Raw genomic sequence first — 24,255 nt, 5'->3', positions numbered from 1 at the left:
ACTATAAAAAAAGCAAGAACCCTCAAAAAGGATTCTTGCTTCTTTCGTTATAACGAAAGTTCTTCTCCCGCAGCTACTACTTTTTCTGCTACGGAATACGTTTGTGTATCCTCAGGAAAAAGGACCATGATGGTTTTCCCTTTTCCTTGCTGTTGCAAATATGCCAGATCAATCTCAGCAAGCTTCGTTTGCGGCGTCACCTTCTCTGCTTCATGAACAAAAATATTAAAGCCTTCACCATTCAACTCCACCGTATCGATTCCGATGTGGATCAAGAGCTCTTTACCGTCTTTTCTCTTAAGACCGATCGCATGCTTTGTAGGAAAGATGGTGGTTATTACACCTTCTATCGGAGAATACAGCTCGCCCGCTTCAGGCTCTATTGCAAATCCCGGTCCCATCATTCCTTCAGAAAAAACAGGATCATTTACTTCTGACAAAGGTGTCAAACGACCAGCAATTGGGCTGAAAATTTTAGGATTTTTCTTTTTAAAAAACGAAATCATACGTGTACTCCTCTCATGCGAATCGCGATCATCAAAATGACTAAACTGATCAGACTAACAAAGCCAACAATGGAATAAAAAAGTAGTTTTGTCCTTTGCGAAGGATTCTCTTCTCCAGAAAACAACTGTTTATTATAAAAATAGCACAATCCCGCACCAATAATATTTCCTGTTAGAATTTGCTGAACCATACTAAAGGTCAAAAACTGCTTTTCCAAATTCCTACTATTGGCCTTCTCATGACCAATGAAATAAAGACAGGCCGCCTGAAAAAGCGTCACAAAAGAAACTAGAAAAGCCAGTGCCAGTCCGGGGATTTGTGTAATAAGCTCTTGGATACTTAGTTGCTGATGAAAACTTATTAAGAATAAATAGAAGTAAAAGAGACTTGGGACCAAAATCCAATAGCCTAACAATACATTCCTCTTTATTCTAAATGATTTAAGCGCTATCATTTTTTTCACTCCTTCTTCAACTGTCTTTGCTTACTTGTAAATGTCTTTTCTTTATAAGCGACCGGCTAATTGTCTGTGGCAACTGTCTCGCCCTTATCAAGGGTATAGACACTATAGGATCGGCTTAAATAGTCCATCAAACAGTTTAATCCAATCAGCGATTGTGCCTGCGTGTGTCTTCTACCTACCACAAAATAATCACAATAATAATTCAAATGGAACGTGCTGTGTCTTGCAAAATAATTGTCTCCTATTGCAGTAACACTCAGCACAGGGATTTTTCGAACTTCTAAGGCCGTCAGATTTTCTTTGATCTCATCCGTCTCACCACTGAGAGAGACCACAATGACACAATCGTTTTTAGTGATGATCGGCATGACCATATCCAGTTCTGTTTTATTCGGTAAAACCAATACTCGTTTATCAACAGTTAGCATCATCTTATAAAATTCATCGATCGCATTTTTTTGTGAAAAACCCGTCGCGTAACAGTAGATGATCTGACTTTTATCGAACATCTCATTGATGGGTTCTAGATTCACAGAGTGCATATATTCCAATGTCTTTTTGATGTCGTCAAATTGTTTTTCAAAAATATCTTTTTCGTTCGTCTCTGTTTGCTCATTGGCTTCCGAATGACGCAAGAAATACTTCAATTCTGAATATCCAGAGAATCCGAGTTTCTTTGTTGTTCGTAAGACCGATGATTTTGATGCATGGACCATCGTTGCCAATTCCATGATGCCTGACGATTGGACCTGCTCAGGATTTGCAAGAATGAATTGTAAAATATCTTTATCCAATTCACTAAGTTCTTCTAAATGCTGATGGATCAATTGTTCTAATGTCATAAAATTCCCCCTCCTACACTATTATACGTGAAGGAGGAGAAAAGTAGCTTTATTTCACACAAACTATTTCAGTTCTGGCCAGAAATCTTTATTGGCTTCAATCAGATCATCCAATAATTCTTTTGCGATCCGCGCATTTGGAACGATTCGTGATAGAGACAATGCTTGGTACAGTTTTTGGTAAGATTTTTCTTCCCACGCCTCTACGACCAATTTTTCTACCGCGACCTGCTGCTCCATCAATCCTTTTTGGAAACGCGGAATCTTTCCTTGAGTAAGCGGCTCTGGACCATTGCTTCCGACAACACAAGGGACTTCAACCATGGCTGTCTCATCAAAGTTCACGATGGCCCCTTCATTTGGTACGATCAATAGCATCCTTTCGTGTGTGTTGTAGGCAATTGCTCGAGCCAAATCCACAATGTAGCTTGCGTGCTCATCCACCTCTAAAGACGTTCCTTCAGCGGTGCCTGCCTCCGCAATGCGATCACATTCGCTGAATACGTGCTGCTCTCTGCCTGCCATCACTTCATTTGCTCGTGTAAATTCTGGATTGGCGTGGGCTACTTCATCTTGCGGATAGAAATAATATTTCAAATACGTATTTGGTAATGTATCCGGGTCTAACGCATACACGTCTTTCGCTTTCGCAAAAGTATGCATCCAGCTTGCATCGGTGTGTTGAGATTCTTCGATTTCTTCTGGTAACGAATACCCATGATCCTTCACATGTGCTTTGATCTGAGGCATTAAATCATTGCCTTCTTTATCACGAATATCTGTCCACCAGCCAAAATGGTTCAAGCCGTAATAGCGAACGACCATCTCTTTACGTGAAGACAAACCGATTGAATGCGCCATTCGCTCTTCGATACCCACGGGCATATCGCAAATGTTGATGATTTTTGATGTAGGTCTTAATTTTCTCGTCGCTTCAGCTACGATTGCTGCCGGATTTGAATAGTTCAACATCCAAGCATCTGGTGAATACTGTTCCATATAATCGACTAGTTCCAATACGCCGCCAATTGAACGCATCCCATAAGCAATTCCGCCAGGCCCGCAAGTTTCTTGACCCACGACACCATATTTCAATGGAATCTTTTCATCTTTTTCTCGCATCGCATACAGACCAACACGGATATGTGCCATCACGAAATCCACATCAGTAAATGCCGCCTCGGGATCTGTCGTAGCGACAAAGTTGATTTCTGGTGCGCGTTCCTTTAGCAAAATCTCGCAGGCACTTGCGACGTGATTTTGGCGTTCTTCCAAATTGTCGTAAAATTTGATTTGTCGAATGGGAAATTTATCCAGATTATCCAACAACATCAATACGATCCCTGGTGTAAAAGTACTTCCTCCGCCTGCAATAACAATTGAGAATTTTTTCATTTTTAAATACGCTCCTTTATTAATTTTCTGCATCCATCAGTGTTTCAAATTGTTCTCTAACTTGTGGCACATCTAGGCCGACGATCACCTGAAAGGCATTGCCGTTACGAACGACGCCATGAGCGCCACCCGAACGAAAAACATCATCCGCTTGGACGAGCTTTTGATCCTTCACAGTGATCCGCAAGCGCGTCGCACAGTTGTTGACCTTGGCGATATTCTCTGCTCCGCCAAATCCATCTAAATAAACCGCCGCCTGCTCTGTATATTGATTCGCACCTTCTAATACAGGTACGCTGCCACCTTGTTTTTCTTTGTAATCTTTTTTCGAATACAACTTAACGTCTTGTGTCTTTTCTTCACGCCCTGGGGTCGCGAGGTTAAAACGTAGAATCAAAAAGCGGAAAACGAAAAAGTAAATCAGGACAAACGCAAGACCGATAATTAACTGAGTGAAAATCATCCCTTTATGATTCTGGAACAAAGGAATCCAGACTTTAGCTAATAAGTCGATGAAGCCTCCACCCATGTCTCCCACAACACCAAATCCATACATCGTCGCAGCCATTGTCGCTGCCAAAAGAGAATGAACCGCAAATAATGGGGGTGAGACAAATAGGAAAGTAAATTCCAAAGGTTCTGTAATTCCTGCCAAGACGGCTGTTAGTGTTGCTGGTATCAAAATGGCCAATACTTTTTTCTTGTTTTCAGGTTTTGCGCTAAAATAAAACGCTGCGGCGATTCCCGGCGAAGCAAATATTTTAGAATTGCCGTGCAAGGCGAAACCGCCCTCTGGGAATAATTGCTTTAATGGTGTCGTTGTTTGCGCAAATTCCTGCAAATGACCCATCCAATATTTGGTGATCCCTTCTTCCACAACAGCCGGACCATACACAAAAGGTGTATAAATAAAATGATGCAGCCCCGTAGGAATGAGTATTCGTTCTAAAAACGTATAGAGCCAAACACCAAAGATTCCGGCACTAGCTAGAAAGCCTTGTAATGAACCAATCCCTTGCTGGACTTTCGGCCAGATCAAACAAATGAGAAAGGCAATCGGCAGCATCGCGAAGAATCCTAAAATAACGATAAAGGATGAGCCTTGAAAGATTCCTAGAAAATCGGGTAATTTCGTGTCAAAGTAACGGTTGTGTAGAAAAACGACGATTGCTGAGATAAATATCGCCCCAATAATTCCGGTATCCAAGGTTTTAATTCCGCCGATCAGCTTAAACCCGCTTTCTCCTCCTGGTTCTGCTGCAAAGTTCACACCGAAAAAGTCGCCGAAATACTCAAGCATAGATGAAATGAAATAGTTACACGTGGTATAAACAACAAATGCTTCCATCGCTGCACGCGCATTTGCTTTTTTAGCTAACCCGATAGATAGTCCAATAACGAACAGCAATTCCATCTGATTAAAGACCGTCCAAGCACCATTTTCAACGATGCTCCAGATTGCATACCATGTGGTTCCCTCAGCAGCAATACTGCCGACAAGCATCGGGTTTTTGAAAATGATACAAAGAGCAACCATGATTCCCGAAAATGAAAATAAGAGCACCGGGGTGAACATCGCCCCTCCAAAGCGCTGAATCTTTTCCATCATGACAAAAACACATCTCCTTCCAATAATTATTTTTCCTGTTTACAAATTTGACTATACAGGCATAATAAAACGTTTACAATACGATCGCTCCTTTTGGGGAATTAGGTTCCGCCCTTGTCACCAGGTGTCTTCGCTTGGGAAATTTCCCAGACAAAAATAGTTGTCTGCACAAAAAAAGCAAGAACTCGCCGTTACATGCGAATTCTTGCTTTTAGCCTTCATAAAGCACTCTTTAGTTCATTAAAGATTGCGCTGCTGTGATGATTGAAAGTTTGTAAACATCTTCTTCGTTACAGCCACGTGATAAATCGGACACTGGTTTGTTCAATCCTTGTAAGACAGGACCAATTGCTTCAAACCCGCCGAAACGCTGAGCGATCTTATAACCGATATTTCCTGATTGTAATTCTGGGAATACGAAAACAGTTGCTTGTCCAGCTACTTGTGATTCTGGCGCTTTCAATTGTGCCACACCTGGAATATACGCTGCATCAAACTGTAATTCGCCGTCAATCAGAAATTCTGCCGCTAATTCTTGAGCAATTGTTGTGGCTTCCGCTACTTTTTCAACCTCAGGAGATTTAGCAGATCCTTTTGTTGAGAAACTCATCATTGCTACTTTCGGTTCAATATCAAATAATTCAGCAGTCTTAGCTGATTCTACAGCGATTTCTGCTAATTCTTGCGCAGTTGGATTCACGTTGATCGCACAGTCGGAGAACAAATATTTCTCTTGGTCACGACCACGAACCATCAAGAAGGCTCCGCTTGTACGGCTGACACCTGGTTTTGTTTTAATGATTTGCAAGGCGGGACGAACAGTATCTCCTGTAGAATGGATCGCTCCAGAGACCATACCATCTGTAATCCCCATGTATGTCAGCATCGTGCCAAAGTAATTTTCATCTTTAAGAATCTTTTCAGCATCTTCTTTGCTGACTTTGCCTTTACGACGCTCAACAAAAGATTCCACCATTTCATCCCAGCGATCGAAGTGATCAGGATCAATGATCGTGAAGTTGCTTAAAGCGATTCCACGTGCGCCCGCAGCTTTTTCAATTTCAGCTAGGTTGCCAATCAATACAGGTTCGATTAATTCTTCTGCTTTCAAACGAGAGGCAGCACCTAAGATACGTGCATCTGTTGCTTCTGGGAATGCCACTTTAATGTTGCGACGAATAATTTTAAATTTAAGACTGTCAAATAGTTCCACGAGTTAAAAACCTCCAGATTATTTTTTTCTTATTAATAATACAACAATTCACATGAAAAGAAAAGGACAGAATAAAACATCTGTATCACTAATTAAAATCTAGTAAATATGAATTAAGAGCCTTTTCACAAACTGTCCCTATAACAGAAACCGTTGTCATACTACACTGTTTCAGGCAACTGCCAATCAATCGGCTGTTCGCCCCACCCCTCCAAAAACTGATTCGCTTTTGAAAATGGCTTTGAACCAAAGAATCCACGATGTGCAGACAAAGGGGAAGGATGAACCGATTTTACGATCGCGTGCTTTGTCGTGTCGATCATTTTGATTTTTTCCTGTGCTGGCTTTCCCCATAAAATAAATACGATAGGCTTTTCCCGCTCATTTAATCGTTCGATAATGGCATCTGTTAATTGTTCCCACCCTTTTCCTCGATGTGAATACGCTTGACCTTCACGAACGGTTAATACTGTATTAAGCATCAGCACTCCCTGCTCAGCCCAACGAACTAGATTCCCATGTTGAACAGGAGGAATCCCTAAATCACTTTGCAATTCTTGATAAATATTACGCAGAGAGGGCGGGATCTTCACACCTGGTTGGACGGAAAAAGACAAGCCGTGAGCCTGATCTGCGCCGTGATAAGGGTCTTGTCCTAAGATCACCACTTTCACTTGATCATAGGGGGTTAATTCCAAAGCCTCGAAAATATGATACATATCAGGATGTATCCTCTGAGTAGAATATTCATCCTTCAAAAATTCTCGTAATTCTAAATAATACGGCGCTTGGAATTGATCTGCTAATACATGCTGCCAATCATTATGAATAATTTCTTTCATTCTATACACTCCTATTTATTATTCCTATTTCTACGAAAAAAAGAAAGGCGTCGGTCCATTTTTACGACTGATTTATCTCCGTCAAATTTCTTCTTTATTCAATGAATTCTTTTTAAAGAATGCAGTCGACATGGTTATCCACTCAAGGATTATGGTACACTATCGTTGTATGATAGGAAAGCTAGGTGAATAATTTTGATAAAACTCATTGCCTCTGATATGGACGGTACACTGTTGAACGATCAAATGCAAGTCCCAACAGCGAATATCGAAGCCATTCAGAAAGCTCAAGCTCAAGGAATCGAATTTATTACAGCAACTGGACGCGGAATGAGCCATGCGAAAATCTCTTTAGATGAAGCAAACATTCACGTACCGATGATTTTACTAAATGGTGCTCATGTCGTAAATGCCAAAAGAGAAACGATCTTTACCATTCCCATCGGCGAGAAAAAGACATTTGAAGTAATGGATATGCTTGAAGACGCCGGCTTGTATTATGAGATTTTCACGGCTGAACATGTGTATTCTTCCAATCAACCGATGCGAATCGAATTTTTCTCCGAACATATTTTAGGGAAAGTGCCTGGAATGTCAAAAAAAATGGCGATTGCAGCTTCTTCACGCCATCTATCCTTGACTCCGATCACGTTTGTAAAAGACATTCGTCAAACCTTGATCGATAAAAAAGAAGAAGTACTAAAAATCATCGCTTTTGACAAAGATGGCCCAGAGCAGTTAAAAGAAGTGACTGGTAAACTTGAAAAGATGGGTGATCTTGCTATCGCTGCTTCTGAATTAACGAATATTGAGATTAATCATGTCAATGCTCAAAAAGGCATCGCTTTGAAACAATTTGCTGAAGAGCGTGGTTTTACCTCTGACCAAGTGATGGCCCTCGGTGACAACTTTAACGATGTGAGTATGTTGACTTATGCAGGAACAAGTTTTGCGATGGGCAATGCCGCAGCGGCAATTAAGAAAATCGCCAACAATGTGACTGATACGAATGAAGAAAATGGTGTAGCGAAAGCAATCGATCGAATCCTTTCTGAATAGTAAAAATTAGAAGGTGTGAAGCAACATGACCGAATTTTTTATTCAAGAAAAACAATTGAGTTCTATGACACGAACGATCGTCAAAGATAACAAAGGTGTGCCTCTGTATTTGATGGTAGGACATTGGGGACGTAAAGGAAATGTCCTTTCTCTCTATGCGATGGACGGTCAAATCGTAGCCTATATCAAACAAGCCAGCGTCATTTTTGGTCGTAAGTTTGAAATTTATTATGAGCAGACACGTGTGGGCGTCCTTCACAAAATTTTCCATTGGCCTGGAGACTTTTATTACATACAGCAGCTTCACTGGGCTGTTTATGGTGATATTTATAACCATAAATATAAGATCAATCACTTCAACCAGCCAATTATGAGAATGGACAAGGCCACACTTCTAACTGGTGATTATTATGCATTAGATGTCATTGACCCCGCAGATGCGCCTATTTGTATTTGCGTTGCTGCGATCATGGATTATTGGCTGTATAATAGGAACAAACATAAAGAACCTGAAACAGCATTAGAAGTAACTTTTTCGCAAAATTAATGAGCTGTGTCCAATGGACACAGCTCATTTTTTATCCGCGATCGAACGCTTTTACTTTCCGTTGCATATGATCATATCGATGACCGCTGATCATCACTTCACCCACGTCTTTAAATCCATCTCGAAGATACAAACGTTTGGCATTGGGGTTTGATTGATCAACATTCAGTCCGATAATCTTCTCCCCTTCATGTGTCGCTAATCGATCCACTGCTGTAAGTAGTTTTGAACCGATTCCTTGCCCGCGGAATTTTTCATCGACAGCAATAGAATCTAAGTACCATTCATTCGGAAACGCTTCAGGATCAATAAACATTTGAATGTCCTCAGTGATCCCCTGCGAACGTAAATAATCCTTTAGCGGAAGGTCAATGATCGGCTCTTTGCGTGCAGGATATCCAAATACTGCACCGGCGATCTCGCCATCGATTTCTTCTACCAGTCCTCGCGCATATCCAAAGCGATAGGTAGGATCTTCAAAGCAAGCAGCGATGACTTCCAACGCCTTTTCTTCTCCAAATTCTTCTAAAAAATCTAGCTCCATATCCTTTAAAATAACTAGGATTAATTTAGCAACTGCTGTTCCATCTTCTTTTTTAGCAAATCGAATCATTTTAAAACCTCTCTTTTAATAACGTTTAACTCACAATATCAGTGTACCATGAGTGTAGATTTTTCGAAAGTATGATACTTTGTGTTCCGTTAGAAGTCTGCTATGATATCTTGGAATGATAGATTAGGAGGCACAGCATGAAACTTTTTTTGAAAATTCTCTTAGGGATTTTTTTAGCAATCGTTCTTGTTCTTGGCGGATATTTGATTTATCTATTTGCCAGCTACGATCGTTTGCCAGATACTATCACTTTAAAACCCCAAAATCACCAAAATCAGACGCTAGAAAAAAATAAGACCTACCGAGCAATGAGCCATAATATTGGTTATGGCGCGTATCCGCCTAGCTATAGCTTCTTCATGGATGGCGGCGCCTATTCCCGTGCTTACGACAAAAAGACGGTTGAAGAAAATATGCGAGGGATCGTCACTACAACAGAAGATATCGCACCCAACTTTGCCTTTTACCAAGAGGTCGACCAAGAAGGAGACCGTTCCCAGCATGTAGATGAGGTGGCCTTTCTGACGGATCGTTTACCGACATATAATAGTCTTTACGGTCAAAACTATGATTCCTCTTACCTGTTCTATCCTTTCACTGATCCAATCGGTCAAGCAAAGTCAGGTTTAGTAACTTTGAGTCAGGGTGAAATTACAAGCAGCAAGCGTTACTCATTACCAATTGAAAAAAATTTCAACAAATTTTTCGATTTAGATCGTGCATTCACCGTTAGCCGCATTCCAGTCAACGGAGGACAGGAATTTATTGCTATCAATACACACCTCTCCGCATTTACAAAAGACCGCTCCATCCAAGCAGCTCAATTAAAGAAAATTTTTGATGTCATGGAAAAGGAGTATAAAAAGGGAAACTATGTGCTGGTGGCTGGTGATTACAATCATGATGTTTTAGGAAACAGTCCTGACGTATTCGGTACCAGCAAAAAACGGGAAACATGGACACACCCATTTCCTAAAGATCAGCTTCCAGCAGGTTTCCATCTTCCTACCGGTACACTGGCTGAAGAGAAAATACCTTCTGCCAGAGCGTTAAATGAGCCTTATAAAAAAGGACAAACCTACACGACCTTGATTGACGGTTTTCTCGTTTCTGATAATATCAACGTCAAAGAGGTGCATGTGAAGGATATGCACTTCAAGTATTCTGATCACAACCCGGTCTATCTGGATTTTAGTTTCAACTAGAAAAAGAGGCAAAAACTTAAAAAAAGTTTTTGCCTTTTTTCGTAATCTTAAATCGAATTTGTTTTTTTCCGCGTTACTTTGTTAAGATGGAGAAAAGACAAAAGAGAAAAAGGACGGTTATCCATGCGACACTTTATTTTTGGCATACGCACCATTACGCTCCTTCAAGCAAACAAGCTGCTAAAGATGAAACATTGTTTGAAGGAGCTATAAACGATGTTTCATCTTTTTATTTAAGAGCGAATCTTTTGCTCTTTATTTGAAGTGACGAAATTTTTCGAAACGTTGGAGGAACGTAAAATGAATACAATTAAATCTGTCAATAAGCAGGCGCTCCCTGCTTTAATGACTATTTGGGAATCGTCCGTGCATGCGACCCACTCTTTTTTGACCGTAGAAGAAATCGATGCCTTAAAGCCTGAAGTGAGAAATGCATTATTGGAAATCGAACACCTTTATGGCTATTACGCCCCGAATCTCATCGGGTTTATTGGAATTGAAAACAAAAAAGTAGACATGCTGTTTGTCGATGCTTCCTACAGAGGACAAGGAGTAGGAAAAAAATTGCTTCAATATGCGCTGGACACCTTTCATGTGGGTTCTGTGGATGTGAATGAGGAAAATAGACAAGGGTTAGGCTTTTACACACATATGGGATTTCAAGTAGACAGTCGATCAGCACTAGATGGTCAAGGGAACCCTTATCCAATACTGCATTTGAAGAATGATCTTGAGGAGGATGGACATGAGAATTGAAGAAATAAAAACGGATAAAAAAAGATTTCTTGAATTACTTTTACTAGCGGATGAACAAGAAAATATGATCGATCGCTACCTTGAAGACGGAAGAATGTTTGTTCTATACGATGAGGAGCCAAAGTGTGAGGCCGTCGTGATCGAACGAAGCGAGACTGAATGCGAACTAAAGAACCTTGCTACCGATCCAACTCATCAAGGAAAAGGCTACGGCAAGGCAATGATCCAATTTCTATTCCATGAATTTCTGGGGCGCTATGAAACGATGTATGTAGGAACCGGCGACGTGCCAGCAACGGTCGATTTCTATAAAAAATGCGGGTTTCGTGAATCCCATCGTTTAGAAAACTTTTTTACTGATAATTACGATGAGCCCATTATCGACCACGGCGTGCACCTAGTGGATATGGTCTATCTACGTGCGGATAGTCGCGACAGATCATCTAAATAAACAAATTAGAAGCGCCTCCGAGAGAATTCGGAGGCGCTTCTGCTTCTTTTATAGCAGCTCTTGATACCGTTGAATGTATTTTTTCTTTACAAAGGTAACCAGCAATAAATAAGCAAAAATCGTAACAATTAACCAAAGCCAATATTGATTGGGTAAAATGCCTAAGCCCAAATTTTGGCCAAACGCTGTAAATGGCAAAAGCGTTCCTACTACGATTCCCAAAGTCGTGATCGCAGTCATGATGAAGGACCCTCTGCTTTGGATAAATGGAATATAAGGTGTTCGCAACGCATGCAAGACTAGCGTTTGAGACCAAAGGGATTCAACAAACCAGCCTGCGTGGAAAATAGCGACAAAGGCGACCTGCTGTTCAGGAGACAAAGAATGATAGCTTCCGCCAACTACAGCTGGGCAAATCACGAAGTACATCAGTAAGTAAGTCGTGATATCAAAAACAGAACTGGTAGGTCCTAACCAAATCATGAACTTTCCAATACTTGATGCTGTCCATTTTTTCGGTTTCTCTAAATATTCCTTGTCCATTCTATCCCATGGAATAGATATACAGGAAATATCATAAATGAGATTCAAAAACAAAATTTGCAGAGGCAGCATTGGTAAGAATGGCAGAAACGAGCTCGCAACCAATACTGAAAACATATTCCCGAAATTGGAACTGGCTGTAGCCTTGATGTATTTCATGATATTCCCGAATGTTTCTCTTCCTGAAAGAATCCCTTTCTCCAAAATCATCAAATCTTTCTCAAGTAGGATCACATCCGCAGATTCCTTGGCGATGTCCACCGCTGTATCGACCGATATTCCTACATCCGCTGCTTTCATCGCAGGTGCGTCATTGATCCCATCTCCAAGAAAGCCGACCGTATGGCCATTTTTTCGGAGCAAACTCGTGATCCGCTGTTTTTGCTGCGGATTCAATTTAACGAAAACATGGTAGTCTTCGGCGATTTCGGATAATTCATCATCGTTTAAATGAATCAGATCTTCCCCGTGAATGATGGTTTCTGCACCTAAACCAACTTGCTTACATACCGATTGCGTGACTAACGCATTGTCGCCTGTCAAAACTTTCACGTTCACGCCGTTTTCTTTTAATGCATGAAGTGCTTGCTTGGTGGTCTCTTTTGGCGGATCTAGAAAAGCTAAATATCCGATCAGCACCATCTCAGATTCATCAGAAGTAGAGAATTCCCCTACGACACTCGGATTAGTTTTTTGAGCCACACCGATGACCCGCAACCCGTCTTCATTTAGTTCATTGACCTTGTTTAAGACTTGTTGTTTTATTTCAGCAGTTAGTGTAGCAACACTTCCCTTAAAATCAACGAAAGAAGAAATCTCGAGCATCTCTTCAATGGCTCCTTTAGTGATCATTTGCGTCTTTCCATCTTGGTCTTCTACTACGACACTCATTCTACGCCGCTGAAAATCAAAAGGAATCTCATCTACCTTTTTATAGCGAATCTTACTCGTATCAAGTTCTTGTTCAGTAGACTCAATAATGGCAACATCGATCAAATTTTTCAAGCCTGTTTGATAATAGCTGTTTAGATAAGCATGCTTCAGAACCCGGTTGTCTTCTTCTCCATCACAATCCAAATGGTATTCCAGAATGATCTTGTCCTGGGTCAATGTTCCTGTTTTATCTGTGCATAGCACATCGATCGCACCAAAGTTTTGAATGGCATTCAAATTCTTAATGATGGTTCCATTTTTAGCCATGCCGGTAGCACCCTTGACTAAGTTCGTCGTAACGATCATCGGCAGCATTTCTGGTGTCAAGCCGACTGCTACGGATAGACCGAACAAGAATGCTTCCATCCAGTCGCCTTTGGTGAATCCGTTGATCACGATAACTGTCGGAGCCATTAATGCCATGAATTTGATAAAAAGAAATGATGTCTTCCGAATACCTAACTCAAAACTGGTTTGAATCGGCGTGGCTGCTAACGATTCAGCCACATCTCCGAACAACGTCCTCGCTCCTGTTGCTATCACGATTCCTTCTGCACTTCCGCTGATTACGTTGCTTCCCATAAACACAAGATTGTCGTAGCCAGTCTCCGCATTTTGTTTTGTTTCTATTTTGCCGGCACATTTCTCGACAGGGTAACTTTCACCGGTCAGTGCGGATTGAGAAATAAATAAGTCCTTTGAAGAAACCAATCGGATATCCGCTGGGATCATGTCCCCTGCTGAAAGTTTTACCAAGTCTCCGCAAACAATTTCTTCCATCGGAATTTCCTTATAGTGTTTGTTTCTGCGAACAGTCGCAGTGACCTTTACTAATGACTTTAATTTTTCAGCAGCCTTATTCGAACGGACTGATTGGATCAAGGTCATCGTTCCGCTGATGAGCACCATCACTAATATAATTCCGCTGCCGAAAAAATCCTTTTCTCCTGGTTCCGGCAGGATGCCTTCTGTAATAAAGGAAATAAGTCCTAACGCAATCAATACTAACGTAAACGGCGTAATATATGCTTTCAATACTTCTACGATCAAAGGCGTAGATTTCTTATGTGGAATTCTGTTTTCACCGAATGCCTCTCTTGAATCCTCGATCTGATCTTCAAATAATCCTAGTGACGAGCTCTCAAATGTCTCAAATAAACTTTGTGGTGTTTTCTTTGCAAATAGACTGTAATTTGTCTTATTTGGCTTGATTTTTTGTTGTTTCATACTCTTCTCCTTATTCCCGAAAAAAATTCGCCATAATCCTATTCCGATAAACAGATATAAACCAATATCTTTTAACGTATTCATGATTATCCCTCCAATAGTCGGGTTTACAGAGAAAATGGGTGTTAAAAACAAATAGACAATAGCGTCTTTTTGTCTCCAGTTTTCTGCCATAAACCCCTATTTATTGAACTACTGTCATCCATTTGTTTTCATCTCCCTTTTCATAAATTGTTCTAGTGGTGATTGAAGATCTTTTTTATACACACGCATTCTTAGCAGACCTTCTTGATATTCTTGTGATAGTCCTTGATAACCCAATTTTTCATAAAATCCCCAAGCCTGTTCTCTACCTGTGAGAAAGACAAAACGAAAACCGACTCGTTTTGCGACTTGTTCCGCGTAAGTAAGCAAATTCTTGCCTAGACCTTCTCCTTGGTAACGAGAATCTACTGCAACTTGCTTCACCTGCACACATTTTTCAGAAATGGGATGAAGCAATAAGGTTCCGATTACTTGTTCCTGTCGCTTGATTATCAAATGCAGATCCTTTCGTTCCTCTTTGGGTGCAGTCAGCAAACGCTGCTTTCCAGCGCTGGCCATCAATTCTTTGTTCCTCAGCTCTAATGCTTCACGATACAATGCACTGTTCCAACTAGTTAATGTGAATACTGTTTTACCATTTTCATTTCCCCCTTTTTATTCTTTTGAAAATAGCTATGATCGTTACGCAAAAAAAGACTTTCCGCTCAAAAAACTCAGCGAAAAGCCTTACCAAAATTCATCCTAAATAGACAAAATCCTATAGTCGATCTAATCGTTGAGTTTTGGCACTATACAACGTAAAGACAAACATCTTAGCTACCTTAAGAAAAGCCTTGTATTCGACAGTTCCTGTTCTACCCATTGGCGTCTCTCGACATTTTTGGGCAGTAGCCTATGTTTGTATAGGAGCCTCACCTAACAAATCATATTTTATTTTCGAACACAATATAACAAGTTATTTATTATCTGTCAAACCTTTTTATGATAAAAGTGACAAAAAATTCAATGGATTTAAACTTTTCTCCTTTATCAATCGCCTATATATCAGTATTTTGATGCGGAAATAAAATCCATAAATTTATTTTGCAAATGTTGTTAAAAACTACTTTCTCCAATAAAATAACTATCGTTTTAAAAAGAAAAAGCAGCGTCTTTAAGACACTGCTTTCCTCATAAAAATAGTTATTGATTATCCTAGCCGAAGCTGTGCGATAATTTCTTCTGCTGCAGCTAAGTTCATTCGTTCTGCTTTTCTTAATTGACTAGAAACTTGAGGAATTTCCTTCGCTGTCGCACCTGCTGTGATTGCCAGTGAACGGCTTTGCATCGCCATGTGTCCTTTTTGAATCCCTTCGGTCACTAACGCGCGGATCGCAGCCAAATTTTGAGCCAATCCAACAGCTACAATGACTTCTCCTAATTCACTAGCAGATGAAACGCCCAAAAGATTTAAGCTGATTTGTGCTTTGGGCAGCACCTTGGTCGCTCCTCCCACAATACCTACTTTCATGGGTAAAACAAGCTTGCCAACTAATTTATCCTCTTGCACCGTCCAATCCGTCAAGCCCTCGTACTGTCCGTTGCGGGCAGCATATGCGTGGCACGCCGCTGCCACTGCGCGCGTATCATTTCCCGTGGCTAAAACGACGGCATCGATGCCGTTCATAATTCCTTTATTGTGCGTCACTGCGCGGTAAGGATCAAGCTTACTGAATGCACTGGCCGCAGCGATCTTATCAGCGACTTCTTCTCCCATTTGTTGCAGAGGGATTTCGCAAGTTGCTTCAATCAACGCGCTCGTCGCATAGTTGCTCAGTATACTAAATAAAACCTCTGCTGCAGGAACAAGTTGTCGTACTTCTTCCGCTACAGCTTCCAACATCGTATTCAGAATATTGGCACCCATCGCATCCTTTGTATCAACCACTAGATCGATTGAAAGGTAGCCTTCTTCAAAGATACGATAATCAATCGTGCGCAATCCGCCGCCACGTTGATAAATAGACGGTGAACTAGCTTTAGCCGCCGCAAAAAGCCGTTGTTCATTGTCCCGAAACACTTGCACGAACGCCGCTGCTTCAGAAACATTTCTCAAGACGACCTGTCCAGTCATCTCTTGATTGCATACCCGTGTCTGAATCCCTCCGGCCTTCGCAAGGATTTTCCCAGCATTACTGGCCGCTGCAATCACAGAAGGCTCTTCAGTCATCATGGGGATACTGATCTCTTTTCCGTTAATGACAAAATGTTGTGCAACACCTAGAGGGATCGTTCCCTCCCCAATTTGGTTTTCGATGAGGTTGTTGGCAACTTGTTCTGGCAATACCATTTCTGTCGCTAACTGTGCTGCTTCTTTAGCCGATAACTTTTTTTCCTTCACCAACTTTGCTAAACGCTCAGCTTGGGTCAGTTGATAGAATTTTTTTTTTGCAGTTTCTTGATCTTCTGCTTTTGTGATCATCAGGGCCAAACCAAGTCCGCCACCGATGCACAAGCTTGCGATTCCCCGTTGCTTATCCTCTTGGAAAAGTTCAGAAATCAGCGTTGTCACGATTCTCGTGCCGCTTGCACCGATTGGATGCCCCAACGCAATCGCGCCGCCGTAGGTATTGATTTTTTCATCTGGGAGATCCAATTCTTTTTGCACAGCAACAGAGGCTGCTGCAAATGCTTCGTTGATTTGGAAGACATCCACATCATTGATCGTCTGATGGACTTTATTTAATAATTTATTAATAGCTGATACAGGGGCTACACCCATGATGCTTGGATCGATCCCAACTTCGCTATACCCATTAATAACAGCGACATAAGCTAAGTCGTGTTCGATAGCATAAGATTTTGCTGCTAACACTACTGCGGATGCACCATCATTCAACGTGGAAGCATTCGCTGCTGTGACAACACCGTCTTCTTTAAAGGCAGGTTTCAAAGAGCTTATTTTTTCAAGCGTGGAATCAAAACGGATGCCTTCATCCTCTTTGATACTGCTTCCGTCTGGAAGGACTACAGGAACAATCTCCGAATCGAACTTCCCATCTTTACTTGCTTTGGCTGCTTTCATCTGTGATTCGTATGCATATTGATCTTGCATCTCTCGAGTAACATGATACTCGACAGCCACTTTTTCTGCGGTTAGTCCCATATGTTTGCCGCTAAACGCATCTGTCAATCCGTCATAAATCATGCTTGATTTTGGTTCTTGCCACTCTTGCGCGACGTAATCAAATCGCGTGGTCTTTGGTGCTTGAGACATATTTTCTGTCCCGCCAGCGACGACTACCTGCGCCTCGCCTAGAAGAATTTGCTGCATTCCGAAAATAATTGCTTTCATTCCTGAGCCGCAAACTTCATTGATGGTCGTTGCTGGTACTTCATAAGGGATACCCGCTTTGATGGCTGACTGACGCGCAACATTCTGCCCGTTTTCTGCCTGTAGGACATTTCCCATAAATACTTGTTCCACCTGATCTGGTGCGAGCTCCGCACGTGTGATCGCTTCTTTTACAGCGATTGCACCGAGCTCGACGGCTGAAACAGTTGCCAGTTTGCCTTTATATCTGCCAATTGGTGTTCGTACAGCGCTTAAAATAACTACTTCTTCCAAGAGTGCACCTCCAATGTTTTCATTAAAAATCAGATGTAAGTATAGCATAGATAGTTTTATAATTTCTTAAGATTCAAACTTGACTAATTATGACCTTTCTGTGATATATTTACTTTTGGAAGAAAAGAATGTCCGTTTCCCTATGATTTCTTTGTAGTGGAAAGGCATGGGTGGTTTTCTTTATGTGAAAAATCACCAATAAGAACTAGGAGGAGCAATATGAATATAGGGATTGATAAAATCAGTTTTCACGTACCAAATTATTATCTTGATATGACGGATTTAGCAAATGCGCGTGATACTGATCCCAACAAATTTCACATTGGTCTTGGACAAGATCAGATGGCAATTATTCCAGAGACACAAGACATTGTCACTTTAGGAGCAAGTGCTGCTGCAAAAATTCTTACAGATGAGGACAAAAAAGACATCGACATGGTAATCGTCGGGACAGAATCCAGTACCGATTTTTCAAAATCTGCCGCAGTAATTATTCATGCCCTGTTAGATATTCAGCCTTTTGCTCGTTCATTTGAAATAAAACACGCTTGTTACGGCGGAACTGCCGCTTTACAGCAAGCACATGACTATGTAAGCTTGCATCCAGAGCGCAAAGTTTTAGTGATTGCAGCAGATATTGCAAAGTATGGACTGGCTACCGGCGGCGAGCCCACTCAAGGTTGCGGAGCCGTTGCGATGTTGATTACAAAAGAGCCTCGCTTATTAGCCTTTAATAATGATAGTGTCTTCTACTCTGAAGATGTTTACGATTTTTGGCGTCCTGCCGGGCATGACTATCCTTTAGTTGACGGTCATATGTCCAACCAAATCTATATAGATTCATTCACCCGCATCTGGGAGCAAAACAAAAAAGTCAACCAAACGACAAGTGAAGACTACGCAGCTTTGACTTTCCATTTACCTTATACAAAAATGGGTCGCAAAGCCTTACGAGCTATTTTTCCAGAAATGTCCGAATCTGAACAACAGCGTTTAGAGGCCCGTTATGATGAAGCCGTGTTGTATAGTCGCCAAGTCGGTAATCTTTACACAGGGTCCCTATATCTTGGGTTGATCTCCCTATTAGATAATGGCAGTTTAGCAACCGGTGATCGAGTGGGACTATTCAGCTACGGATCAGGTGCAGTCAGCGAGTTCTTCTCGATGACAGTGATGGATGGGTACAAGCAACATTTATCTATCAAAGAAAACCAAGCGCTTTTAAGTGAACGCAGCCAATTAACTATGGAAGCTTATGAAGACATGTTCAATGAAAAACTCCCTGTAGATGGTGGCACTTACACCTTCTCAGATTCAACTCCGTTTGCCATCAATAAAATCAGCGGAGACATTCGCTACTATAACAAGTAGTAAATTCAATTAATGTTCCCTTAAGCGTCGAAAAAGCCAGCTGATTAGCTGGCTTTTTTAGGCAAAAAAAATAATCTAGCAGGTCAAATGGCTAAGTGTTTTTTCTTCATTCCAAAACTTCTGGAATATTTACACCCTTTACTAGGTCTTAAGCGTCTTTATGGTCGAATGTCGCTCAAGCCTAACCACTAAGTAGAGAAATGGTTCCACTGTCTACATTCCTCTTCCCTGCTAGATTAAAATAACTTGGTAAGGAGATTTCAAATCCCTACTTCCTTTCTGCCATTACGGCATTCACTTTGAAATGAACACTGCTTCCGTTCATCTCTGTTGTATTTTTTACAACTTAGGGACCTATCCCTTACATCTATAGTTATACCATATTACACCACTTTTTGCAAGCGTTTACATATCATCCTGGGATATTTTTCATGCTATAATCTAAACGTCGGAAATATAAGAAAGCTCGTTTTTTAACGAAGATTGGGCGTTGCTCATTTGGAATTTCGACAGTCTTTAGGCAGCTCTGCAGCTTGCTTTGGCATTCTAAAAATAGTTATGATTACTGTAGGAGGAATCAATCCATGAAAATTTTATATATCTCAATTTCAGGAAACACCCGTGCCTTTGTTCAACATTTGAAGACGTATAGTGACGAACAGCATCAACAAAATAATGAGAATCCTTTGATTACTTCAAAAGAAATTTCTGAAAATAGTCCTTTTGAAAAAGAAGATGACTCATTTTTCGCATTTGTTCCGACCTATTTAGAGGGCGGTAACGGTGTCGATAGTGGCGATACAGAAATATTGACCGATGTTCTGCGTGACTATTTAGACTACGAAGATAACTATAAAAAATGTCTTGGCGTTGTTGGCAGTGGGAACAAAAATTTTAATTATCAATATTGTTTGACCGCTAAACAATACAGCGAGGCATTCGGGTTTCCCTTTTTAGCAGATTATGAATTAAGAGGAACCTCGGCTGATTGCGAACGAATCTACCACATTTTAAAAGAACACGAATCAAATTAATGGTACCTTCATTATTCTATTGACATTTTCTCATGTTAGGCGCATTCTTTTTTAAATAGAAAGTTTTATAGGAAAGGCGTGTTGCACATGAAAAAAGTCGCAATTATTGGTATGGGTCATGTCGGAAGTACGACTGCTTATACGTTAATTTCAAAAAATATAGTGGATGAATTGGTTCTATTCGATTCTCGAGCGGATATCCTCCAAGCGGAATTAAATGATCTGATGGACGGACAAATGGAGCAAAATCATCAGGTTCGATTGATCGAGCCTTCCTTGTCAGAATTGACAGATACAGATGTGATCCTTTTTTCTGCAGGAGACATCTCGATCTTTGAGGGAAACCCCGATCGGTTCGCGGAATTAAATTTGACCAAAACGATCGTTGAGGAGTGGGCGCCCAAGATTAAGGCATCTGGATTTAACGGCATCTTACTGAATATCACAAATCCTTGCGATGTAATCACTCAATACTTGCAAGAATTGACTGGTTTCCCACGTGAGCGTGTCTTTGGCACCGGTACCTCCTTAGACACTGGGCGTATGAAACATGCTGTCAGCAAAAAGTTAGACGTTCATCCTTCAGCTATTGATGGCTACGTGATTGGGGAGCACGGCGAAAGCCAATTCGTCGCTTGGTCTAGTGTCCGGATCGGCGGTATCCCCATCATAGATACGTTGACTCTGGAAAAACTTGCTGCTTTGGATGATGCAGCTCGCGATGGTGGCTGGGTGACCTTCCGCGGGAAAGGATATACCTCTTACGGGATCGCTATTCAATCCGCTCGAATTGTCGAAGCCATTTTAAATAACAATCATCTCGTTGTCCCAGTGAGTCATTACCATCCGGATGAAGACTGTTATGTGGGTTCTCCCGCAAAGGTGTCTTTAAAAGGGATCACTGAAAGTTTCCCATTGATCCTTTCCGAGACAGAGCAAGAAAAATGGCAGCACACGATTCAAACGATCCACGCTATGCATGACTCAATTTAGATACAAAAAAAAGACAGGAGCAAAATGTCCTGTCTTTTTCTACGCGCTTTTACTGACTACTGCCGCGTTTTTCCAATCAAAACTGATGAGCTTTGCATTTGGAGTACGGTAATCAAATACTTTGTCGTTTTCCAATGGTTCAAAATAGTTTTTGATGGCTCGAATCACAGAATTGTGGCAAACCAACAAATAAACATTTTCTTGATCTTGCTCCAGTTCCTCTAGTAAAGGAACGATTCGCGCATAGACATCCATCAAAGACTCGCCATTCGGATACCGTACTGCAAATTGTGTGCGGGTCTTTAAATAACCTTCTTGTTCATCACTTGTGCCATCATAATCTCCGTAATCTAATTCAATCAATCGGTTGTCAACATTCAGAGATAACTGATTTTTTTCTCCGACGATTCGAGCAGTTTCATAGGCACGTTCTAATGGCGAATGGATGATTCGAGTGATTGGTTTATCCAGTTGAGCGACCTCTTCTGCTAACTTTGCCGCTTGCCGATACCCAACTCCTGAGAGCGCAATGTCACTTCTCCCTGAAATAATTCCTTGTTTATTCCATTCTGTTTCTCCATGTCTCGCTACGTAAAGCAAATAGAACAATCCTTTCTATCCCAAAATTGAAAACCAGTGAATCATAGTTTTCAATTTAATCCTTGTAATAACTACTGGTGATTACCAGTACCGTTATCACTTTATCACTTGAATGAAAGGACGTCTACTTTTTACAGAAATTTTCTATTGTTTTTCCACGCCGTATGCTCTAGGAATGATCAAATGATCAATGAGCGGAACAAAACAATTCATTATCAATAAAATGAACGTCATCCCCTCAGGCATCGAACTGAATTGACGCCAAGCAACCAAAAGCAACCCGCAACAAATACCATAAATTATTTCACCTTTTGGTGTCGTTGGAGAGGTGCTGTAATCCGTAGCCATGAAAAAGGCACCTAACATTGTTGCACCGCCAAATACGTTCGCAAAAACGATCGTAGGATCACCCTTTCCAAAAAAGAAAGAAACAACGACTATCGTTCCAATCATGCAAAGGGGGATGTGCCAAGTAATCACTTTTTTATATAGCAAAAATATGCCGCCTAAAAGCAATAGAATCGCTGTTGTTTCAGCATTTTTCCCAGCAACTAAGCCTGTTAAACTGTCTAGCATTTGCCCGGAGCTTAAACTTTCACCTGCTTTTGCCTCCATTAATGGCGTCGCTGAAGACACGACATCTAATCCGCCAGTTGAGAAAAAAGGACGCGGCTGAACATTTGCAGACATCTCTGTTACAAAGATCAAGCGTAACACCGCTCGTCCAGTCAAAGCCGGATTTAACAAATTTCGGCCAATCCCGCCGAACACTTCTTTCGCAATGACGATCCCAATAACACCGCCCAACGCTGGATACCACAAAGGAACACTAGCGGGTAAGCTCATAGCCAGCAACATCCCAGTAACGACTGCCGAATAATCTTTAGGCAACGTATGTTTACGCAGCTTGAACCATAAAAATTCAGCAAGTAAACACGTCCCTACGGCGATCACATAGAGCAATAGCGAACGGATACCAAAGAAAACAATGGATGCAAAAATGCTAGGCATCAATGCAAGTACGACCAGTTGCATGATACGATCTGTTTTTTCCCGATACAATAAATGAGGGGAAGCCTCCATCATCGGATGACGGGAGCTGCGCAACGCCTCAAACGAACGTTTCTGATCCATTCCTATCCCTGCCTTTCCTTAACCGCTTGTTGACCGGCGATAATGTGCTCGGCTAAATGACGGCGTGCAGGGCAAATGTAGGTGCAGCAACCGCAATTGATACAACTATCCACATAAAGCTTCTCCAGCCGCTCCCAGTTTTCCTTCAAATAGCTCTTCTCAAGTTGGTGTGGTAAAAGACCGATGGGACAAACATCTACACAACGCGCGCACATAATACATGGACTAGGCGTGCTATCTTGATCGTGTGCTTCATTAATAATAATCAACCCATTGGCTGATTTGGTTAATGAAGCCGCCATCGTATCCACTGTTTTCCCCATCATAAAACCGCCAGTTATGATTTTCGATGGCTTTCCGTCAAATCCCCCACAAAAATCGATCATTTCTTCAATGGAGGTCCCAATCGGAAAGTAAACATTTTTTTGTTGTTTAACATCTCCAACGACCGAGCAAATCCGATGACTCAACGGAATTCCAGGATCAATCGCTTCATACACAGCAGCAGTAGTAGCGACATTAATGATCAAATAGCCTAGATCCCTCGTTGACCCGTCCGCAGGCTCTTCCATTCCGGTAATTGTTTTGAAAAGCATTTCGGTACTTCCCTGAGGGTATACCGATGGCACCTCAATCACCGAAAGCTTCGGAACGTCTTTGCACAGATCCTTCATAACCTCGATGGCTTCTTGTTTATCATCTTCAATTGCAATTATGCCCTCTTCGGCTGCTACAGCCTTTAATACCAACTCACACCCTTTTAGCAGCTTCTCGCCTTGTGTTGCCATCAACGCCGCATCTGCCATCAGTAGCGGTTCACATTCAGCACCGTTAAAAATGCACGTATGGATATCTTCTTTAGGGTTTAGTTTTACATGACTAGGAAAAGTCGCTCCACCTAAACCAACTACACCAGCAGTTTCCACTCGCTCGACGATCATTTCTGGGGTCAATTCATCAATGGTTTCGTGGTGTACCTCCCTTGGTCGCTCAAGAAAATCATTTTCTATGACCACGCAGGTCATCTCATCTCCTTGTCCTTGATCAATCTCTTTCACTCCCACGACTTTGCCAGAGATACTTGCATGGATATTCGCTCCCAAACCTTCACCCATTTTTGCAATTATTTGTCCAAGGAAGACGCGCTCTCCCGCGGATACAATAACCTCTGAAGCGTCCCCGATATGCTGTTGGACTGGGATATACACTCGTTTGGGGTAAATACTTTCTACTTTTTTATACTCGTCAATTCCTCTTAACTGTAAA

At 41.4% G+C, this 24,255-nt stretch carries 22 protein-coding genes and 1 riboswitch (1 of these 23 cut by a window edge); of the genes, 8 read left to right on the top strand and 14 right to left on the bottom strand.

Annotated elements, in window-relative coordinates:
* Window positions 1–47: 47 nt before the first annotated feature.
* From IGI66_RS05155 to IGI66_RS05125, 7 genes are all read right to left on the bottom strand, one after another.
* Window positions 48–506 (bottom strand): PTS sugar transporter subunit IIA, encoded by a 459-nt coding sequence (locus IGI66_RS05155; RefSeq protein ID WP_438847888.1) that lies wholly within the window; start codon window positions 504–506, stop codon window positions 48–50.
* Window positions 503–961, bottom strand: a complete 459-nt coding sequence (locus IGI66_RS05150; RefSeq protein ID WP_438847886.1) for a hypothetical protein — start codon at window positions 959–961, stop codon at window positions 503–505. The genes IGI66_RS05155 and IGI66_RS05150 overlap by 4 nt, the downstream gene beginning before the upstream one ends.
* Window positions 962–1,026: 65 nt before the next feature.
* Entirely contained in the window at window positions 1,027–1,812 is a 786-nt protein-coding gene (locus tag IGI66_RS05145; RefSeq protein WP_438847884.1) for a MurR/RpiR family transcriptional regulator, read from the bottom strand.
* A gap of 63 nt (window positions 1,813–1,875) precedes the next feature.
* Window positions 1,876–3,207, bottom strand: coding sequence for a 6-phospho-alpha-glucosidase (locus IGI66_RS05140; protein ID WP_086305679.1), 1,332 nt, complete (start codon window positions 3,205–3,207; stop codon window positions 1,876–1,878).
* A gap of 19 nt (window positions 3,208–3,226) precedes the next feature.
* Window positions 3,227–4,816: an alpha-glucoside-specific PTS transporter subunit IIBC gene (locus tag IGI66_RS05135; protein WP_438847882.1), complete on the bottom strand. Its 1,590-nt coding sequence runs from the start codon at window positions 4,814–4,816 to the stop codon at window positions 3,227–3,229.
* A 232-nt stretch (window positions 4,817–5,048) separates the two neighbouring features.
* Complete coding sequence (pta, locus tag IGI66_RS05130) at window positions 5,049–6,029, bottom strand: phosphate acetyltransferase (protein WP_438847880.1); 981 nt, start codon at window positions 6,027–6,029, stop codon at window positions 5,049–5,051.
* Between the two features lie 161 nt (window positions 6,030–6,190).
* A complete protein-coding gene (locus tag IGI66_RS05125; RefSeq protein ID WP_010781308.1) occupies window positions 6,191–6,871 on the bottom strand; it encodes a uracil-DNA glycosylase in 681 nt (226 codons plus the stop codon).
* Window positions 6,872–7,066: 195 nt separating this feature from the next.
* Between IGI66_RS05125 and IGI66_RS05120 the strand changes: the two genes are divergently transcribed.
* On the top strand, window positions 7,067–7,930 hold the full coding sequence (locus IGI66_RS05120; protein WP_438847878.1) for a Cof-type HAD-IIB family hydrolase: 864 nt from the start codon (window positions 7,067–7,069) through the stop codon (window positions 7,928–7,930).
* A gap of 25 nt (window positions 7,931–7,955) precedes the next feature.
* Window positions 7,956–8,477: an LURP-one-related/scramblase family protein gene (locus IGI66_RS05115; RefSeq protein ID WP_010781310.1), complete on the top strand. Its 522-nt coding sequence runs from the start codon at window positions 7,956–7,958 to the stop codon at window positions 8,475–8,477.
* A gap of 31 nt (window positions 8,478–8,508) precedes the next feature.
* Here the strand turns inward: IGI66_RS05115 and IGI66_RS05110 are convergent, their stop codons facing one another.
* Window positions 8,509–9,090: a GNAT family N-acetyltransferase gene (locus tag IGI66_RS05110; RefSeq protein ID WP_010781311.1), complete on the bottom strand. Its 582-nt coding sequence runs from the start codon at window positions 9,088–9,090 to the stop codon at window positions 8,509–8,511.
* A 137-nt stretch (window positions 9,091–9,227) separates the two neighbouring features.
* On the opposite strand from IGI66_RS05110, the gene IGI66_RS05105 reads away from it, so the two are divergent.
* The 3 genes from IGI66_RS05105 (at window position 9,228) to IGI66_RS05095 (ending at window position 11,502) form a co-directional block, all read left to right on the top strand.
* On the top strand, window positions 9,228–10,295 hold the full coding sequence (locus tag IGI66_RS05105; protein ID WP_438847875.1) for an endonuclease/exonuclease/phosphatase family protein: 1,068 nt from the start codon (window positions 9,228–9,230) through the stop codon (window positions 10,293–10,295).
* Between the two features lie 300 nt (window positions 10,296–10,595).
* The gene (locus IGI66_RS05100) at window positions 10,596–11,051 is read left to right on the top strand and encodes a GNAT family N-acetyltransferase (protein WP_367377766.1); all 456 of its coding nucleotides are present in this window, start codon (window positions 10,596–10,598) and stop codon (window positions 11,049–11,051) included.
* Window positions 11,041–11,502, top strand: a complete 462-nt coding sequence (locus IGI66_RS05095) for a GNAT family N-acetyltransferase (RefSeq protein ID WP_086305673.1) — start codon at window positions 11,041–11,043, stop codon at window positions 11,500–11,502. Before IGI66_RS05100 ends, IGI66_RS05095 begins: the two co-directional genes overlap by 11 nt.
* A gap of 48 nt (window positions 11,503–11,550) precedes the next feature.
* On the opposite strand, the gene mgtA is transcribed toward IGI66_RS05095, so the two are convergent.
* From mgtA to IGI66_RS05080, 3 genes are all read right to left on the bottom strand, one after another.
* Complete coding sequence (gene mgtA, locus IGI66_RS05090; RefSeq protein ID WP_438849277.1) at window positions 11,551–14,205, bottom strand: magnesium-translocating P-type ATPase; 2,655 nt, start codon at window positions 14,203–14,205, stop codon at window positions 11,551–11,553.
* 198 nt (window positions 14,206–14,403) lie between these two features.
* Window positions 14,404–14,847 (bottom strand): GNAT family N-acetyltransferase, encoded by a 444-nt coding sequence (locus IGI66_RS05085; RefSeq protein WP_086305672.1) that lies wholly within the window; start codon window positions 14,845–14,847, stop codon window positions 14,404–14,406.
* Between the two features lie 163 nt (window positions 14,848–15,010).
* Window positions 15,011–15,180, bottom strand: a riboswitch (M-box (ykoK) riboswitch).
* 259 nt (window positions 15,181–15,439) lie between these two features.
* Window positions 15,440–17,857, bottom strand: coding sequence for a hydroxymethylglutaryl-CoA reductase, degradative (locus IGI66_RS05080; RefSeq protein ID WP_438847872.1), 2,418 nt, complete (start codon window positions 17,855–17,857; stop codon window positions 15,440–15,442).
* Between the two features lie 219 nt (window positions 17,858–18,076).
* Between IGI66_RS05080 and IGI66_RS05075 the strand changes: the two genes are divergently transcribed.
* From IGI66_RS05075 to IGI66_RS05065, 3 genes are all read left to right on the top strand, one after another.
* Complete coding sequence (locus IGI66_RS05075; protein WP_438847870.1) at window positions 18,077–19,228, top strand: hydroxymethylglutaryl-CoA synthase; 1,152 nt, start codon at window positions 18,077–18,079, stop codon at window positions 19,226–19,228.
* A gap of 584 nt (window positions 19,229–19,812) precedes the next feature.
* Window positions 19,813–20,262, top strand: a complete 450-nt coding sequence (gene nrdI, locus IGI66_RS05070; RefSeq protein WP_010781319.1) for a class Ib ribonucleoside-diphosphate reductase assembly flavoprotein NrdI — start codon at window positions 19,813–19,815, stop codon at window positions 20,260–20,262.
* Between the two features lie 87 nt (window positions 20,263–20,349).
* A complete protein-coding gene (locus IGI66_RS05065; protein ID WP_438847868.1) occupies window positions 20,350–21,255 on the top strand; it encodes a lactate/malate family dehydrogenase in 906 nt (301 codons plus the stop codon).
* 39 nt (window positions 21,256–21,294) lie between these two features.
* Here IGI66_RS05065 and IGI66_RS05060 read toward each other — a convergent pair whose 3' ends face one another.
* The 3 genes from IGI66_RS05060 to rsxC all read right to left on the bottom strand — a co-directional run.
* On the bottom strand, window positions 21,295–21,855 hold the full coding sequence (locus IGI66_RS05060; RefSeq protein WP_301517337.1) for a histidine phosphatase family protein: 561 nt from the start codon (window positions 21,853–21,855) through the stop codon (window positions 21,295–21,297).
* Window positions 21,856–21,999: 144 nt separating this feature from the next.
* Window positions 22,000–22,989 (bottom strand): RnfABCDGE type electron transport complex subunit D, encoded by a 990-nt coding sequence (locus tag IGI66_RS05055; RefSeq protein ID WP_438847866.1) that lies wholly within the window; start codon window positions 22,987–22,989, stop codon window positions 22,000–22,002.
* 2 nt (window positions 22,990–22,991) lie between these two features.
* Window positions 22,992–24,255, bottom strand: partial view of an electron transport complex subunit RsxC gene (rsxC, locus tag IGI66_RS05050; protein WP_010781323.1) — the 3' portion only. It continues 50 nt past the right edge of the window; only the last 1,264 of its 1,314 coding nucleotides appear in the window; the start codon falls outside the window, past its right edge; the stop codon is at window positions 22,992–22,994.

The sequence above is a fragment of the Enterococcus sp. AZ048 genome (genome assembly GCF_051715125.1).
Taxonomy (GTDB): domain Bacteria; phylum Bacillota; class Bacilli; order Lactobacillales; family Enterococcaceae; genus Enterococcus_A; species Enterococcus_A gilvus.
The sequence above is the reverse complement of the archived record's forward strand: the minus strand, read 5'-3'. Positions and strand labels throughout refer to the sequence as shown.